10 protein-coding genes are annotated in these 16,343 nt (G+C 48.8%); 6 read left to right on the plus strand and 4 right to left on the minus strand.

What is annotated here, in order from left to right; translation table 11 throughout:
- Positions 1-159: 159 nt before the first annotated feature.
- Complete coding sequence (locus DWY57_RS12450) at positions 160-786, plus strand: trimeric intracellular cation channel family protein (RefSeq protein WP_034528739.1); 627 nt, start codon at positions 160-162, stop codon at positions 784-786.
- A 191-nt stretch (positions 787-977) separates the two neighbouring features.
- Here DWY57_RS12450 and DWY57_RS12455 read toward each other — a convergent pair whose 3' ends face one another.
- On the minus strand, positions 978-3,881 hold the full coding sequence (locus DWY57_RS12455; RefSeq protein WP_117964446.1) for an insulinase family protein: 2,904 nt from the start codon (positions 3,879-3,881) through the stop codon (positions 978-980).
- A gap of 271 nt (positions 3,882-4,152) precedes the next feature.
- Here DWY57_RS12455 and DWY57_RS12460 point away from each other — a divergent pair, with 271 nt between their 5' ends.
- Positions 4,153-4,656: an RNA polymerase sigma factor gene (locus DWY57_RS12460; RefSeq protein WP_117600548.1), complete on the plus strand. Its 504-nt coding sequence runs from the start codon at positions 4,153-4,155 to the stop codon at positions 4,654-4,656.
- Positions 4,657-4,802: 146 nt separating this feature from the next.
- Positions 4,803-6,578, plus strand: coding sequence for a biotin/lipoyl-binding protein (locus DWY57_RS12465; protein ID WP_117600662.1), 1,776 nt, complete (start codon positions 4,803-4,805; stop codon positions 6,576-6,578).
- 89 nt (positions 6,579-6,667) lie between these two features.
- Here the strand turns inward: DWY57_RS12465 and DWY57_RS12470 are convergent, their stop codons facing one another.
- From DWY57_RS12470 to DWY57_RS12480, 3 genes are all read right to left on the minus strand, one after another.
- Complete coding sequence (locus DWY57_RS12470; RefSeq protein ID WP_117600547.1) at positions 6,668-9,358, minus strand: ATP-binding protein; 2,691 nt, start codon at positions 9,356-9,358, stop codon at positions 6,668-6,670.
- A 16-nt stretch (positions 9,359-9,374) separates the two neighbouring features.
- Complete coding sequence (locus DWY57_RS12475; protein ID WP_117600546.1) at positions 9,375-10,565, minus strand: glycosyltransferase family 2 protein; 1,191 nt, start codon at positions 10,563-10,565, stop codon at positions 9,375-9,377.
- A 204-nt stretch (positions 10,566-10,769) separates the two neighbouring features.
- The gene (locus DWY57_RS12480) at positions 10,770-11,972 is read right to left on the minus strand and encodes a BamA/TamA family outer membrane protein (RefSeq protein ID WP_098032475.1); all 1,203 of its coding nucleotides are present in this window, start codon (positions 11,970-11,972) and stop codon (positions 10,770-10,772) included.
- Positions 11,973-12,131: 159 nt separating this feature from the next.
- Between DWY57_RS12480 and DWY57_RS12485 the strand changes: the two genes are divergently transcribed.
- The 3 genes from DWY57_RS12485 (at position 12,132) to DWY57_RS12495 (ending at position 16,326) form a co-directional block, all read left to right on the plus strand.
- A complete protein-coding gene (locus tag DWY57_RS12485) occupies positions 12,132-13,532 on the plus strand; it encodes a C1 family peptidase (RefSeq protein WP_119961871.1) in 1,401 nt (466 codons plus the stop codon).
- A gap of 221 nt (positions 13,533-13,753) precedes the next feature.
- Entirely contained in the window at positions 13,754-15,103 is a 1,350-nt protein-coding gene (locus DWY57_RS12490; RefSeq protein WP_117600543.1) for a Na(+)-translocating NADH-quinone reductase subunit A, read from the plus strand.
- Positions 15,104-15,156: 53 nt separating this feature from the next.
- Positions 15,157-16,326, plus strand: a complete 1,170-nt coding sequence (locus DWY57_RS12495; protein ID WP_117600542.1) for an NADH:ubiquinone reductase (Na(+)-transporting) subunit B — start codon at positions 15,157-15,159, stop codon at positions 16,324-16,326.
- Positions 16,327-16,343: the final 17 nt, after the last annotated feature.

Genomic DNA, 16,343 nt, shown 5'->3' on the forward strand with positions numbered 1-16,343 from the left:
AAAATACGCTTTCTTAGGGAAATTATTTGTTACTTTGCCTATTATTTTCAGAGTGTCTGTTGAAATATGTATTATCTTTTTCGGTTTTGGATGCTCGGATTTAATTTTGGATACTCGAAGCACTTGTTTAATTTTTAATTTTTAATTCTCGAAGTGATAATGCCAACATTTGTTCAGATACTCGATTTCATTGGCACATTTGCCTTTGCCATTAGTGGCATACGTCTGGCCTCGGCCAAGCGGTTCGACTGGTTTGGAGCGTATGTGGTGGGTTTTGTGACGGCCATCGGAGGCGGTACGATACGCGACCTGCTGCTGGACGTCACCCCGGGTTGGATGACGGACCCTATTTATTTGATTTGTACCGGACTGGCCTTGTTGTGGGTCATCCTCTTCGGTAAGCATCTCATCCATCTGCACAATACATTCTTCATATTCGACAGTATCGGCCTGGCACTGTTCACGGTCGTTGGTGTGGGCAAGAGCATCGCGCTGGGCTATCCCTTCTGGGTGGCCATCATCATGGGCAGCATTACCGGAGCTGCGGGAGGTGTGATACGTGACGTATTCATCAACGAAATTCCGCTGATATTCCGGAAGGAGATTTATGCGATGGCTTGTGTGGTGGGAGGAACCTTCTACTGGATGTGCCACCTTCTGGGGATGGAGTCTTTCGTGTGCCAGATTGTGGGTGGTGTGACGGTGTTCGTTACCCGTATACTGGCAGTAAAGTATAGGATTTGCCTTCCTATCCTTTCGGGTAATGAAGAGGAGCAGGAAATGTAGTCTGTTGTTTGCAGTCTGAAAACCTCAGGGATTTTCCGGTGAAACTCGGACATTCCGGAGAAGCACTTCCCAGATGTTTTAAAATAAGATTCCCCGGCATTTTCAAACCGAAATGTCGGGGAATTTTTCATATGTCTCGTTCCCCTTATTAAAGGGAGCGAGGATAGGATTGCTAAAGAGATAAGACTAGGTTAGAACAATGCATCCTTCGTGTTGAAGAGCTTGCGTTCGTTCAGTTTCACTACCTTGCCGAATTTCTCCAGCCGCTTCAGGTCGATGTCCTTCGGGTTGCCCATGATGGAGATGCAGTAAGGTTTGCCTTTGATGTTCTCTTCGTAGAACTTCACGATGTCGTCAAAGGTCAGTGCATCTACTTTCGGCAGGTTTTCTTTGGCTGGGTCGTCCGTGTAGCCTCTGTAGCCCAAGTCTACCAGTTCCATAGCTTTGTTGCGGAAGCTGGGGTGGCTGGTCAGCATGGCTTGGCGGAGGTAGCTCTTGATGTTGCCGATACGTTCCGGATTCTTCGGCATGTCATTGACGAGACTCATCAGTACGTCCAATGCATCGTTTGCCTTGTCGTTCTGGGTACCGATGTAGCCGCGCAGGTAGCTTGCTTTTCCGGCTATGCCTTGCGTGCCGACGAATGCGTAGGCTGTATAGGCCATGGAGCGTTTTTCGCGTATTTCGTTCAGAACGATGCCGGTGAAGTCGAGACCGAAGTACTGGTTGAATGCGCTACGCAGCACGTCGTCCTTCTTGTCAGCCTTCTGCATCGGGATGTAGAGGTGGATTTGGGCTTGTTCTGCATCGTTGTTAGGCAGGAAGTAGACGGTGTTTTCGGTTACCGGCATCATCTCCTTTGCCTGCGGGGAGTTGGACGGGCGTTCGTTGGCTACCAACGGGAGGTTCTTGCTCAGGATGTCGTATACTTGGTCGAAGGGGAGTGTTCCGGTAAAGAATACCTTTGCCTCGTAGTTGGAGGCACGGTTGATGTCGCCCGTCAGTTCTGAAATCTGCAATTCGTAAATCTCCTTGTCGGTCAGCTCCTTGATGTAGTCTGATTTCTCTCCGTAGAGCATGTACTGGCGCAGCGCTTCGTTCAGGATGCTGACGTTGTCTTTACGCTGCTGGCGCATACCCATTGCCGAACCTTTCAGACGTGCTAGTTGCTTTTCGTCCAATTTCGGCATCAGAATCTGGCGTGAAAGTAGCTGGCAGGCTTGCGGCAGGGTGGCTTCGTAGCCCTCCATGATGATGTAGAGGTTGTCTTCATCGGCTGTCACGTGGCAGGTTGCGTTCAGCTTGCTGAGTTCTTCTTTCAGCTCTTGCGGTTCGTAGGCTCCCATGATACCTGCGTTGTTCATCAGTTGGGCGGCATAGCCCAGTTTCGGGAATTCGCGTTCACCGGCTCCGTATTGTACAATCAGCTGGAATACGTTGTTCTCCTTGTTGGGCGTGTAGTACATCTTGGAACGGTCGTTCAGCTGCTTGATTTGCACTTCGCCGTAGTCTGCGAATTTCTCTTCCATCTGTCCGATGGGCAGGTTCTTGAATTGCGTTGCATAAAGCGATTCCTTGCCTACCGGAGGTTCTACGGGTTTGTACCCCGGCTTCTCAATCTTGGCGTTTTTGTCAGGTTTCCCTTTTTCGATATATAGGGCCAGGTAGTTGTCCGACAGGTATTTCTTGGCTACCCGCTTGATGTCGTCAGTAGTGATGGCCATAATCTTGTCCTTGTAGTTGAGTATGTCGCCCAAATCCTGCTCGTTGTAGAAGGCGTTCATCAGTATCATGGCCTTGTCCTCGTTCGACTCCATTTCCAGGTCGAACTGGCGGCATTTCTCGGCTTTGATGGCATCAATTTTCCAGTCCTCGAATTCTCCGTTGGCGATTTGCTGGATGGCTTTCAAGGCTTTCTTTTCGGCGCTTTTGGTAGACTCGAAACGGCGCTGGTTTTCGTCGTAGAGGGGAATGGCCGCTACGATGGCGCGCCCTTGTTCACGGAAAGTACGGGTGTAGGCTCCGGCGCTGGTCAGCTCACCGTCCAGTACCAGCTTGTCCATGGTTCCGGTCTGGCTGTTGTTGTTCAGCAGTGCCAGGGCGATGTCCAGAGCATCTTCGTCGGGATGTCCGGCAGGCACTCCGTTGAATACCATTGCCACTTGCGGGTAGAATCCCACTTTGGCCGAATATTGTTTGCGGCCTTTTATTTCGAGGTTCTGGTAGACCTTGCGCTCGGGTGCGGGCTTTGCAGCCAGACGCCCGAAGGCGGCATTGATGCGTCCGCTGATTTGTTGGGCTTTGATGTTTCCTACGAGTACCAGTACCATGTTTTCGGGTACATACCATTGTTCGTAGAATTCAATCAGCTTGCTCAGGCGGGGATTCTTCAGATGTTCGGGCAGGCCGATGATGGAACGGGAGTAAGGATGTCCCTCAAAAGCTTTCTCCATCACGAACTGGTTCTGTGCACGTCCCTGGTCATCTTGTGAACGGTTATATTCTTCGTACACGTTTTCCAGCTCCGACTGGAAGGAACGGAATACGGGATGCAGGAAACGTTGTGAGGAAATCTCCAGCCATTTGTTTATCTGATAGGCAGGGAAGGAGCTGTGATAGAAGGTCCAGTCATAGTAGGTTCCTGCATTTACCCCTTTGGCGCCCATGCTTTCCATCAGGTTGGAGTATTCATTGGGAAGCCCCAGCTTTCCGGCCTTGACGGTCAGCTCATTGATTTCCTTGCTGATGGCTTCTTTTTTTACCGGGTCGGCTTCTTCGGCCATCTGGTCGTACTTGGCGATGATTTCCTTGTAGATCGGTTCTTCTTCCGTCCAGTTCAGCGCGCCTATCTTGTCTGTTCCTTTAAACATGACGTGCTCCAGGTAGTGTGCAAGTCCCGTGTACTCTTCGGGGTCGTTGATGGAACCGGCACGTACGCCTACCAGTCCGAATACGTCCGATTTGGATTCGTCTTCCCATATATATACGGAAAGACCGTTCTTCAGCTTGAACGCTTTCAGTCCTTGTCCAAAGGAGGGCAGGGAGATGATGACGGCAGCCAGCAGAAGAAGTGACTTTAATTGAAATGATTTCATAAAATAAAGTGTTTTTATATAATAAAAGTGTTTCCCTATATGTAGGCAAAGCTATAAAAAAATCACGTAACATTTACGAAATCTTCGGAAAAATGATGATTTTCAGTACATGATATCACCCGTAAACTATCATAGAGGGGGTGGAAACTGTCAAATGATAGTTTTTACCCCTAATAAAAACCGTATTCCGTCCCCCGGAGCTTCAAATCTTCCTTATACTTGCAACCGTAAAACCTAAACCATTATTAACTATTTAAAAATTGAGCAAAGTATGAATACTTACAGTTTTAGAAAAGATTTACTTGCAGTGCAAGAAGAACTGCTTCGCTTTGCATACAAGTTGACAGCCGACCGGGAAGAAGCGAATGATTTGTTGCAAGAGACGTCTCTCAAGGCTTTGGATAACGAAGACAAATTTGAACCCGACACCAATTTCAAAGGTTGGATGTATACCATTATGCGCAACATCTTTATCAATAATTACCGGAAAATAGTTCGCGAACAGACTTTTGTAGACCAGACGGACAATCAGTATCACCTCAGTATGCCCCAGGACTCTGGTTTTGCCAGTACCGAAGGTGCCTACGACCTGAAAGAAATGCACCGCATCGTCAATGCCCTTCCACGCGACTATAAAGTCCCTTTCTCCATGCACGTGTCCGGTTTCAAGTACCGTGAGATTGCCGAACGTCTCGGTCTTCCACTCGGAACAGTGAAAAGCCGCATCTTCTTTACACGTCAGAAGTTGCAGGATGAACTGAAAGATTTCATCTGATAATAGTTTGGTAGTAGCAATATGATATATAACATATTGATTGCGATGAATTTTTAAGGATTATTCTTGACTATATGTCAGAATAATCCTTTATATTTGTATATGTTAAGTTAACCGAAGAAAAAAATCTCTTATTACTGACTATGATGAAAAAGGAAATTAAATTCAGTCTTGTTTACCGGGACATGTGGCAGTCGTCCGGTAAGTATCAACCCCGGGTAGACCAGTTGGTACGCATTGCTCCGTTGATAGTAGAAATGGGCTGTTTTGCACGCGTCGAAACGAACGGAGGAGCTTTTGAGCAGGTAAACCTTCTGTACGGCGAAAATCCCAATAAGGCTGTACGCGCCTTTACCGCGCCTTTCAGGGAAGCAGGTATACAGACGCATATGCTTGATCGCGGGCTGAATGCACTGCGCATGTATCCCGTTCCAGCAGATGTGCGCCGGCTGATGTACAAGGTGAAGCATGCCCAGGGTGTGGACATTACCCGTATCTTCTGCGGACTGAACGAGACGCGGAACATAATTCCTTCCATCAAATATGCCCTGGAAGCGGGCATGATACCGCAGGCTACGCTCTGCATCACGTATTCTCCTGTCCATACGGTGGAATACTATGCCGGTATTGCCGACCGATTGATTGAAGCCGGGGCACCCGAAATCTGCTTGAAGGATATGGCTGGCATCGGACGTCCGGGTATGCTGGGACAGCTTGTCAGAACCATTAAGGAGAAGCATCCCGATGTGCTGATACAATACCACGGGCATAGCGGTCCCGGACTTTCTATGGCTTCCATTCTCGAAGTCTGCGAGAACGGTGCCGACATCATCGATGTGGCGATGGAACCCATGTCGTGGGGCAAGGTTCATCCGGACATCATCTCCGTGCAGGCCATGCTGAAAGATCTGGGTTTTCAGGTGCCCGACATAAACATGAAAGCCTACATGAAAGCCCGTGCCATGACGCAGGAGTTCATTGACGATTTCTTGGGTTATTTCATGGATCCCACCAATAAACATATGTCCTCACTCTTGCTGAAGTGCGGTTTGCCGGGTGGCATGATGGGCTCCATGATGGCCGACTTGAAGGGAGTGCATTCCGGCATCAACATGATACTGCGCGGCAAGAATGAGCCGGAACTCAGTCTGGACGACTTACTCGTCATGCTGTTCGACGAAGTGGAATATGTATGGCCCAAACTGGGCTATCCTCCTTTGGTGACTCCTTTCAGCCAGTATGTGAAGAATGTGGCTCTGATGAACCTCATGCAGCAAGTAAAGGGAGAGGAGCGCTGGACGATGATAGACAACCATACGTGGGACATGATTCTGGGCAAGAGCGGACGCCTGCCCGGTACTTTGGCGCCCGAGATAGTGGAACTGGCCAAGTCCAAGGGTTTTGAGTTCGTGGATACGGACCCGCAGCTGAACTACCCGGATGCTCTGGATACATACCGGAAAGAGATGGACGAAAACGGTTGGGAATATGGCGATGATGACGAGGAACTCTTCGAGCTTGCCATGCACGACCGGCAGTATCGCGACTATAAATCCGGCGTTGCCAAGAAACGTTTTGAGGATGACCTGCAGCGTGCCAAGGATGCGGCGATGGCCAAAAATGGATACTCGGAAGAGGAAATCAAGAAGCTGAAGCGTGCAAAGGCAGACCCGATAATCGCGCCTTCCAAAGGGCAAGTGCTTTGGGAGGTTTCTGTCGAAGGTCCTTCTTCTGCTCCTTTCATTGGACGCAAGTACCAGCATGATGAGGTGTTCTGCTACATCTCTACGCCGTGGGGTGAATACGAGAAGATATGGACCGGATTTACCGGACGTGTGGTGGAAGTCTGTGCCAAGCAAGGGGATGTGGTCAATAAAGGCGATGTGATAGCCTATATCCAGCGGAGTGATATCTTTGCATAAATGAGAACTTGAAAAAGTGGAATTTCACTGAAAGTTGATAACGTAGTAGGGTGATAATGCGATAGTTTATCACCCTACAGTCCTTTCAGTCATCCTTTATTGTCCAACCATTTCTTGATGGTTTCCTTCAGTACTTCTTGGGTGAAGGGTTTGGTAAGGAAGTCGTTGCAACCTGCTTCCAGGGCAGCCTGCTTGTCGTGTTCGTAGGCATAGGCTGTAAGGGCGATGATGGGGATGTCCGGCGCCAGTTCACGGATGATGCGTGTGGCGTCGATTCCGTCAAGGTTGGGCATTTTCATGTCCATCAGGATGAGGTCGGGATGGACTTCCTCGAACATAGTTACGGCTTCCATGCCGTCTTTGGCATGTTTCAACCGATAGAGCCGGCCTAAAATGGCGTTAATTAGGATGAAATTGCTTTCTGTATCTTCGGCAATCAGGATGGTTTTGGAAGGAGGGGTAGGGAGTGTTCCGGCTTCTTCATTCTTCGGGGAAGTTCCGGGGGCTGTATTTCTGCTCCTCTGCTCTGTGGAATGTGCCTTTGCTGTCGTTTCCCGGTTGTTCTCTTCCTTCTTTTCCATCTCTGTTTTGCTGGAGGATTCCAGTGGGAGGACAAAAATAAATGTGGTGCCTTTATCCACTTCCGAAGTGACGGATATGTTGCCGCCCAGGCGTTCGATGATAGTCTTGCAGATGGAAAGTCCCAATCCGGTGCCTTGGGCAAAGTTGTTCACTTTGACAAAACGTTCGAATATCCGGTCCACTTTGTCCGGTGCAATTCCCATACCCGTATCGGTGACGTGGAATGCTACATACTTGCCTTCCCGGTGATACCCGTAACTGATGTACCCGGCGGGGGTGAACTTGAAGGCATTGCCTATCAGATTGGAAATGACCTGGAAAATCCGGTTCTTGTCTCCGTCAATCACGATATTCTCGTCAGAGGGTTCGTATATCAGCTCCACTCCTTTGGGACAGCGGAAAATATGTGCGTCGTGTATCTCCTTGCAGAGCGGATGGAGGCGTACGGGCGTGATGGTGAACTCCACGATACCCGATTCGATTTTTGATAAGTCGAGAATTTCGTTAATGAGCTGGAGCAGGCGTTCGTTGTTCGATTCTACTATTTCGTAATAGCCTAGCCGTTCCTTCTCGTCGGTGCTTTCGGCAATGATGCGCGAGAAGCCTACAATGGCATTGAGCGGTGTGCGTATCTCATGGCTCATGTTGGCGAGGAAAGCGGATTTGAGCTGGTCGGAAGTCTCGGCTTTCTCCTTGGCTACGAGCAATTCCCGTTTCATCTGTTCCATTTCCGTGATGTCCCATTCGATGTTCAGCAGGATGGGGGAGAAGTCGTTGCTTTCAATCTTCATCTTTCGCTTGTCCAGATAGATGGGGGTTCCGTTTCCGTCGCGTTCTTCCGCAATCCAGTGCATCTCTTTGCCGGTCCTGGCTATTTCAATGTCTTGTGCTCTTTTTTCCTGGGCAGTCTCCAGGGGATAAAAGTCGAAGTCGTCTTTCCCCAATGCCTCTTGTATGGGGATTTCGCGGTTGTACGATTCGCGGTTGCGGTAGAGGTACTTGAAGTTGTTGTTGATGTCCTTCACGACAATGCCTGCCGGGAGGTTTTCGATGATTTTGTCCAGAATCAGGTTGAACTGTTTGATTTGTTGCTCATGCCGGATGCGTGTGGATACATCCCTTCCGAAAGTCCAGACCGTCCCTTCGCCTTTGTCACTCGTCACCCAATAGGCGTTTCCTTCTATGGCGAGTACTTCCGGACGCAGTGGCAACGGATTGTGAACAATATAGCCTTGGGAGGTTTCTCCGCGTTTGACACATTCTGCAAATTCTTTCCACGATTTTTTGTCTCTTCCATACGAAGGCAAGTCGTATATTTTCAGTTTCGTGATGTCTTGGGTATTGCCGATGCCATGTCGCTCCTTGAAGCAGCGGTTGCCGAATATCAGTGTACCGTCTTCGTGTGCCGAGTAAATATCTTCGGTGGAGTTGTTGATGGCATGTGTCAGCAAGTTGATATCGTTGCGCCGTTGCTGAATGTCGGTGATATTCTGTATATATCCTTCCAGAATGGTATTTTTGTCTTTATGATATTCGCGTGCAAAGGCCTTGAGCCGTATATAGAAAATCTTTTCCTGAAGCAAGATGCGGTAGTCCACACTGTTTTCCATTTTCCCTTTTAGGTTTTCTTTCAGCCAGTTGGTGAAAGATTTCCGGTCTTCGGGAAGTATCAGTTTCAGATAGTCGTTCAGATTGATTTCTTGTGTCTCCTCTGTGCATAGGATATCGGTGTGTCCGGCATATTTGAAGCTTTGGGTGTCTGAATCGTATTGCCAGTTTCCGATAAGCGCAGCTTTTTGGATTTCATTCAACTCTTGGTTTTTTCTTTCGAGTTCCAGCTTGCGCTGGCTACGTTCCGTGATGTCGCGGTATTGGCAGAGCACCATTCCGTCAAAGGGGGACATGATACACTTGAAGAAATAAGTGGTGCCGTTCAAGGCCATTTCGTAGTTATGGGTAGAGCGTATTTTGTGCGTCAGTACTCTTTTAAAGTCCGGATAGATTTGGTTATAAGTGGATAAGGGAATTAGTTGGAACAGATTCTTGCCCAGTAACCGGTCTTCCTTCAAGAACCAGAGATTGATGTTGTAAACTGCAATGTCCACACAAATACCGTCTTTGTCCAGAAGAATCATGGTGTCGGATGTCAGCTTTAACAGTCTTTCGGCGTTTTCAGCTTGTTTTAAAATGTTTTTCATTCTTATAGTATTAGTTTCATGCCCTTCTGGCCTTCTCCCATGCGCCGCTTGCATTGTCTTTACGTTTGCGCAGGTAGTTGAATCCTCGTATGACGTTGACGTTCATAAAAAGGAAATAGTAGGGGATGAAAAGTATCTTGTTCTTTATATGCTTCGTTGAAAGGTAGTACCCCCAACTTCCCATGAGGTAGAAAAAAGCTTGTAACAGCCAGATGATGGCATACAGTAATGGCGTGCTTGTCGTAAAGATGAGAATTGTGTTGAGGGGAAGCAATAGAAACAATAGGATAGGAGTGAGCGACCAGCGCAGCACCCGGTGGGAAATATATTGGAAACAGAATGTGCCGTAACGGAACGGGTTGAGCAGCGGACGTAGCCGCCAGATAGACTGCAAGCCACCGGCAGCGATGCGCACCTTGCGCTTTTCTTCCTCGCGCATATCTGCCGAGCCGCTTTCTACGGCATAGGCATTGGCGCAATAGGCAATGGTGTGTCCCTGCATGACGATGTGCAGGGAGAGTGTGAAGTCGTCGAGCAACGTGTCTGTTTGCATTTCTTCGAACAGATTGCGGCGCACGGCAAACAACTCACCCGCTGCTCCTACTGCTGAATAGAGGCGTGCGTCGAGCGCTTTGAGGGTGGATTCGTATTTCCAGTACAACCCTTCTCCCCCAGAGGCAGCATTGTCCTTACTTTGCACAGCAATACGTTTTTCGCCTGCCACGCATCCCACTTTAGGGTCGGTGAAGGCGTGCACTATCTCCCGTAGGGCTTTTCGGTTGAGGTGCGTATTGGCATCGGTGAATACGACAAGGGGCGTTCCTACGAAATGTATACCGCGGTTCAGGGCGGCTGTCTTGCCTTGGCGTTGGGGTTGGTGGAGGACGGTGGCTTGCGGCCAGCGGGAGAGGCGTTCGTTGGTACGGTCGTTGCTGCCGTCGGTCACCCAAAGAATGCGTAGCTTGTCGGCAGGATAGTCCAGCTCCAGACAGTTGCGCATTTTTTCGTCCACTACATCTTCTTCATTATAGGCGGCGATAAACAGAGTCAATGGGGGCAATGCGTTGTCGGTGGGCATAGGCCAGAGGGTAGGTGTGTGGAAGCACTCTTTTATCTTGACCAGAATATATAATAATATACCATAGCCTATATAGGTATAGAACACTATGAATAAACTTATCCAGAAGAGTATCTCAAGAACTTTCATGCTTCTGTTTTGTTTGCTATCTTTTTGAGGAAAAAGAAATGTGATTGCCAAAAGTATGGATAATCTTTTACTGATGCAAGAAAAAGAAAAGAAAAATGAAATGTTTGTGTCTCAAGAGGTAAAGTTTGGTTTTCAAGGCATTTTGATGTTATAATCATTCTCCATAGGAGGGAGACGGGCAGATACGGCAAGGTAAGGCGTTACTCAAAACGCTTCTGTCATATTGAAGTAAAACAACATCTGGTTGTTTACCGTGTTTTTGCCTAAATCCAGGCGGACGTTCATGCGTGGCTGTACCTCAATGCGTAGACCTACACCATAGTTGGGCAGTACGCCCTCTATCTTGCCAGGAGTGGGGCCCATGAAGCCGCACCCGGTCCAGGCTACAAAACCTATGTGGTTGAGCATCCGCTTCAGCCAGGTGCTGCGGTCGGTATTGAGCATCTGCCGGTATTCTGCCATGACCACGTGCGAGGACTTGTCGCGATACTGCCCCATGTAGTAGCCGCGCAGGTCGAAAGGCGTTCCGGTGAGGGCGTATTGCGTCAGTGGGACGTCGCCGAACACGTTCTTGGTCTGTGCCGTCCACGCAAGCACCCTGCGCTTGCCCAGTGACTTGTATTGGCGGTAGTCTATCTCCAGGCGGTAGAAGGTCTGGTCGCTTCCGATGAATTTGGTGTACATCATGCCGCGGAAATCCAGATACATGCCGCGGTAGGCGTTGGCGGGAACGTCACGGCTGTCGTATGTCAGCAGGAAGCCGAGGCCGGAGTTGAAGTTGTTGTAGCCGTTGGCCGTACCGCCTGCCTCTTTGTACGAAGGTTCGTTCACCAAGAACTTGCCGGGCTCCGTCAGGTGGTCATAATTGATGTCTATTTGAGGTCCGGCAAAGATATTGCTGTTGCCCAGCCGGAAGAGGAACCAGGGGTTGATTTGCACGCCGCTGTATCGGTATTTGCTGGTACTGTCGCTTCGTACGTAATCTTTATTGGTATTATAGCCGATGCCGTAAAAGTTTTCTTCCGTATTTTTATAGCTAAACTTTCCGAAGATACGGAAACGGTCACCCTTGAAGAAGAGTTGAGGCTTGGAGAAAAGATTGATGCCACCGTTGAACATGAAGGCGATGGCCATGGGCACTACGGAGCGCAACTGCGTGGTGTCGCTGGGGTTTATGCGGAAGGTCATCAGGGCGCTTCCTCCCAGCACGGCACCGAAGTCGGGAGTGTAGCTGGGTCCACCCAGAATATTGTAATGCAGATTCCGGCGCGCTACCTTTTGCTTGCGTAGTTCTTTTTTTGTCAGTGCGGGAACGCTGTCGTTTGTGGCGGCCGCAGTCTGTTCCTGGGCATAAAGGGTGGTGGCGAACAGCACCAGTGCGATAATGCTTAGTATATATCTTTTCATGTCGTACGAAATGTGGGTGCAAAGGAAACTATTTTATTCCGAATAGTTTTCACTGTAATAGATAATAAATCTAAAGATGTCACTAAAATTATCAAAAAAGACATTACTTTTGTCTGCTTCACGAAGCAAGACATCAATAACTAAAAACACATAATCTGAATGAAGAAACGATTTTTATCTGTAATTGTTCTGAGTGCCGCACTGCTTTCTGTGCAGGCACAAGAAGGAAAAGGCGGCATCAGCCCCGAAATGCTTGGGCAAATCAAGCAAAGTTATCAAGGCACGGCTGCCGACAAGGCTCTCCGCAATGCCATAGGCAATAATGACATCCGTAAACTGGCACTCAACCAGGAGAATATGCAGGGCATGGATACCCACTTCTCCGTCAAGGTAGAGTCCAGAGGCATCACCGACCAGAAGTCGTCCGGCCGTTGCTGGTTGTTCACCGGGCTCAACGTGATGCGGGCCAAGACCCTTGCCGAATACGGTTTCCAGTCTTTTGAGTTCTCCGAAGTCTATCCTTTCTTCTGGGACCAGTTGGAGAAGGCAAACCTCTTCTTGCAAGGCATCATCGACACCTCCAAGAGTCCCCTGACTGATAAAACCGTAGAATGGCTCTTCCAGCATCCGCTGAGCGATGGGGGTACCTTTACCGGTGTGGCCGACATTGTTTCCAAATACGGCCTTGTTCCTAAAGATGCCATGCCTGAAACAAACAGCAGTGAAAATACCTCCCGCATGGCCAACCTCATCTCTCTGAAGCTGAAAGAGTATGGTCTGCAACTACGTGATATGGCTGCCGCCGGTGCCAAGCCCGCAGCTCTGGAGAAGGAGAAAACCACAATGCTCGGAACCATCTACCGCATGTTGGTGCTGAACCTTGGTGTACCTCCCACGGAGTTCGACTATGTCTGCCACGATGCTAAGGGTAATCCCGTGGAGATAGAGCATCACACTCCCATGTCTTTCCTTGAGAAGTATGGAGACAAACAACTGCTGACCAACTACGTAATGCTGATGAACGATCCCAGTCGTAAGTATTATAAGTGCTATGAAATAGACTACGACCGTCACCGTTACGACGGTAAAAACTGGACTTATGTCAACCTGCCCGTAGAGGATATTAAGGAGATGGCCATCGCCTCCTTGAAGGACAGCACCATGATGTACTTCTCTTGCGATGTGGGCAAGTTCCTGAACTCTGAACGCGGTCTGCTTGATGTGAAAAATTATGACTACGAGTCACTGATGGGTACTACCTTCGGAATGGATAAAAAACAACGCATTCAGACCTTCTCCAGCGGCTCGTCCCACGCCATGACCTTGATGGCTGTTGACTTGAACAAAGACGGAAAGCCCGTAAAATGGATGGTAGAGAATAGCTGGGGAGCTGCTTCCGGTTACCAGGGACATCTCATCATGACCGACGAGTGGTTCAATGAATACATGTTCCGCTTGGTGGTGGAGACAAAGTATGTTCCTGCCAAAGTGATGGAATTGTTCAAACAAAAACCTATCCGCCTGCCGGCATGGGACCCGATGTTTGCTGAAGAAAAGTGATGATAAGGATTAGAGGTTAAGGATTAGTGATTAGTGGGGCTGCGCTATGATTCCGCAGGGTATTAATCCCTAATCCTTAACCCCTAATCCTTGTTCTCGTGTTCGTTAACGAAAGGGATTACGGAAATTTCTCCGTAATTCCTTTCTTTTTTGCTCTTTATTCACGTTCTTTTTTGCTACTTTTGCGGCAAATTAATGAAACCATTATTTTAAATAAACGCATGGCAAATGTAATTAAGTTACGTAGAGGCCTTGACATCAACCTGAAAGGCGCTGCTGCCCAGGAACTTGTGTCTGTTAAGGAACCAGGATTTTATTCGCTGATTCCCGATGACTATACAGGCATCACTCCGAAAGTGGTGGTCAAAGAGCAGGAATATGTGATGGCCGGGGGACCCTTGTTTATCGACAAGAATCATCCTGAATTGAAATTTGTTTCGCCCGTCAGTGGCGTAGTGACAAGCGTGGAGCGTGGTGCGCGCCGTAAGGTGCTGAACATCGTTGTAGAGGCTGCCACTGAACAAGACTATGAGGAATTTGGCAAGATGGACCCGTCCAAGATGAGCGGCCAGCAGGTAAAAGAAGCTCTTTTGCAGGCAGGTATGTTCGCTTTCATCCGCCAACGTCCGTACGACGTTATCGCTGACCCGACGGTGACTCCGAAAGCTATTTTCATTTCGGCTTTCGACAGTAATCCTCTGGCTCCCGATTTCGAATTCGCTCTGAAAGGAGAAGAAGCAAACTTCCAGACGGGACTCGACGCTTTGTCAAAGATGGCAAAGACGTATCTGGGTATTAGTGTAAAACAAAAGGCTGCTGCCCTTGTGCAGGCAAAGAACGTTACCGTAACAGCTTTCGACGGACCGCATCCGGCAGGCAACGTGGGTGTACAGATTAACCACATCTCTCCGGTAGTGAAAGGTGAAACGGTCTGGACTATCAGTGCCGAAGCCGTACTTTTCATCGGACGTCTGATGAATACCGGTCATGTAGACTTGACCCGTACGGTAGCTGTAACGGGTTCCGAAGTGTTGAAACCCGCTTATTGCAAGCTGAAAGTCGGCGCTCTGCTGACGAACGTTTTCAAAGGTAACGTGACTACCGACAAGGACCTCCGCTACATCAGCGGTAACGTGCTGACCGGTAAGAAAATTTCTCCGAACGGCTTCCTCGGCTCTTTCGACAGCCAGCTGACCGTTATTCCCGAAGGAGATGAAATCCATGAAATGTTGGGTTGGATTATGCCGCGCTTTAATCAGTTCAGCGTCAACCGCTCTTACTTCAGCTGGCTGATGGGCAAGAAGGAATATGTGATAGATGCCCGTATCAAGGGTGGCGAACGTCACATGATTATGTCCAACGAATACGACCGCGTATTTCCAATGGACATCTTCCCCGAATATCTGGTGAAAGCAATCATTGCAGGTGATATTGACCGTATGGAGGCTCTGGGTATCTACGAAGTAGCTCCTGAAGATTTCGCTCTCTGCGAATTCGTATGTTCTTCCAAAGTGGAAGTGCAGCGCATCGTACGTGCAGGACTCGATATGCTTCGTGCCGAAATGGCATAATCGGGGCGTATGGCAAATCGTAAATTGTAAATCGTAAAATCGTAAATATATTAATGAAAGCGTTAAGAAATTATCTCGACAAGATAAAGCCGAACTTTGAAGAAGGCGGCAAATTCCACGCATTTCGTTCGGTGTTCGACGGCTTCGAAACATTCTTGTTCGTGCCTAATGCCACTTCGAAATCGGGAACGCATATTCACGACTCCATTGACAGCAAACGCATCATGTCGATGGTGGTTATTGCGTTAGTACCGGCACTGCTGTTCGGTATGTATAACGTAGGTTACCAGCATTTCCATGCTACCGGTGCCACCGGCGGCTTCTGGGAAATGTTCATCTACGGTTTCTTGGCTGTATTGCCAAAAATCATTGTATCTTATGTAGTAGGTCTCGGCATTGAGTTCGTAGTGGCTCAGTGGAAGAAGGAGGAGATTCAGGAAGGCTTCCTGGTTTCCGGTATCTTGATTCCGATGATTGTTCCGGTAGACTGTCCGTTGTGGATTCTAGCGGTGGCTACTGCATTCTCTGTAATTTTTGCTAAGGAAGTATTCGGTGGTACGGGTATGAACGTGTTCAACGTAGCTTTGATTACCCGTGCATTCTTGTTCTTTGCTTATCCTACGAAGATGTCGGGTGATGCCGTTTGGGTATCGGGCGACAGCATCTTTGGTCTGGGGCAGTCGGTAGACGGACTGACGGTAGCTACTCCGCTGGGTGCAGCCGCTACCTCGGGCGCCGTTCCGGAATTCTCTTGGGACATGGTGACCGGCCTTATTCCGGGTTCTATCGGTGAGACAAGCGTAATTGCCATCGCTCTGGGTGCCATTTTGCTGTTGTGGACGGGCATTGCAAGCTGGAAGACGATGTTTTCCGTATTCGTAGGTGGCGCCTTCATGGCATGGGTATTCAATACAATCGGTCCCGACACCCCGATGGCACAGATGCCTTGGTACGAACACCTCGTGCTGGGTGGTTTCTGCTTCGGTGCCGTGTTCATGGCTACCGACCCCGTTACATCGGCACGTACAGAGACCGGTAAGTATATCTTCGGATTCCTGATTGGTGTCATGGCTATCATTATCCGTGTGCTCAACCCTGGTTATCCCGAAGGTATGATGCTTGCCATTCTGCTGATGAATATCTTCGCTCCGCTGATTGACTATTGTGTGGTACAGGGCAACATCAGCCGTCGCGAGAAACGTGCAATCAAGTCTAACAATTAATAAATACCGGAAAAGAA

This window comes from Bacteroides sp. AF25-5LB (genome assembly GCF_003602965.1).
Classification (GTDB): domain Bacteria; phylum Bacteroidota; class Bacteroidia; order Bacteroidales; family Bacteroidaceae; genus Bacteroides; species Bacteroides uniformis.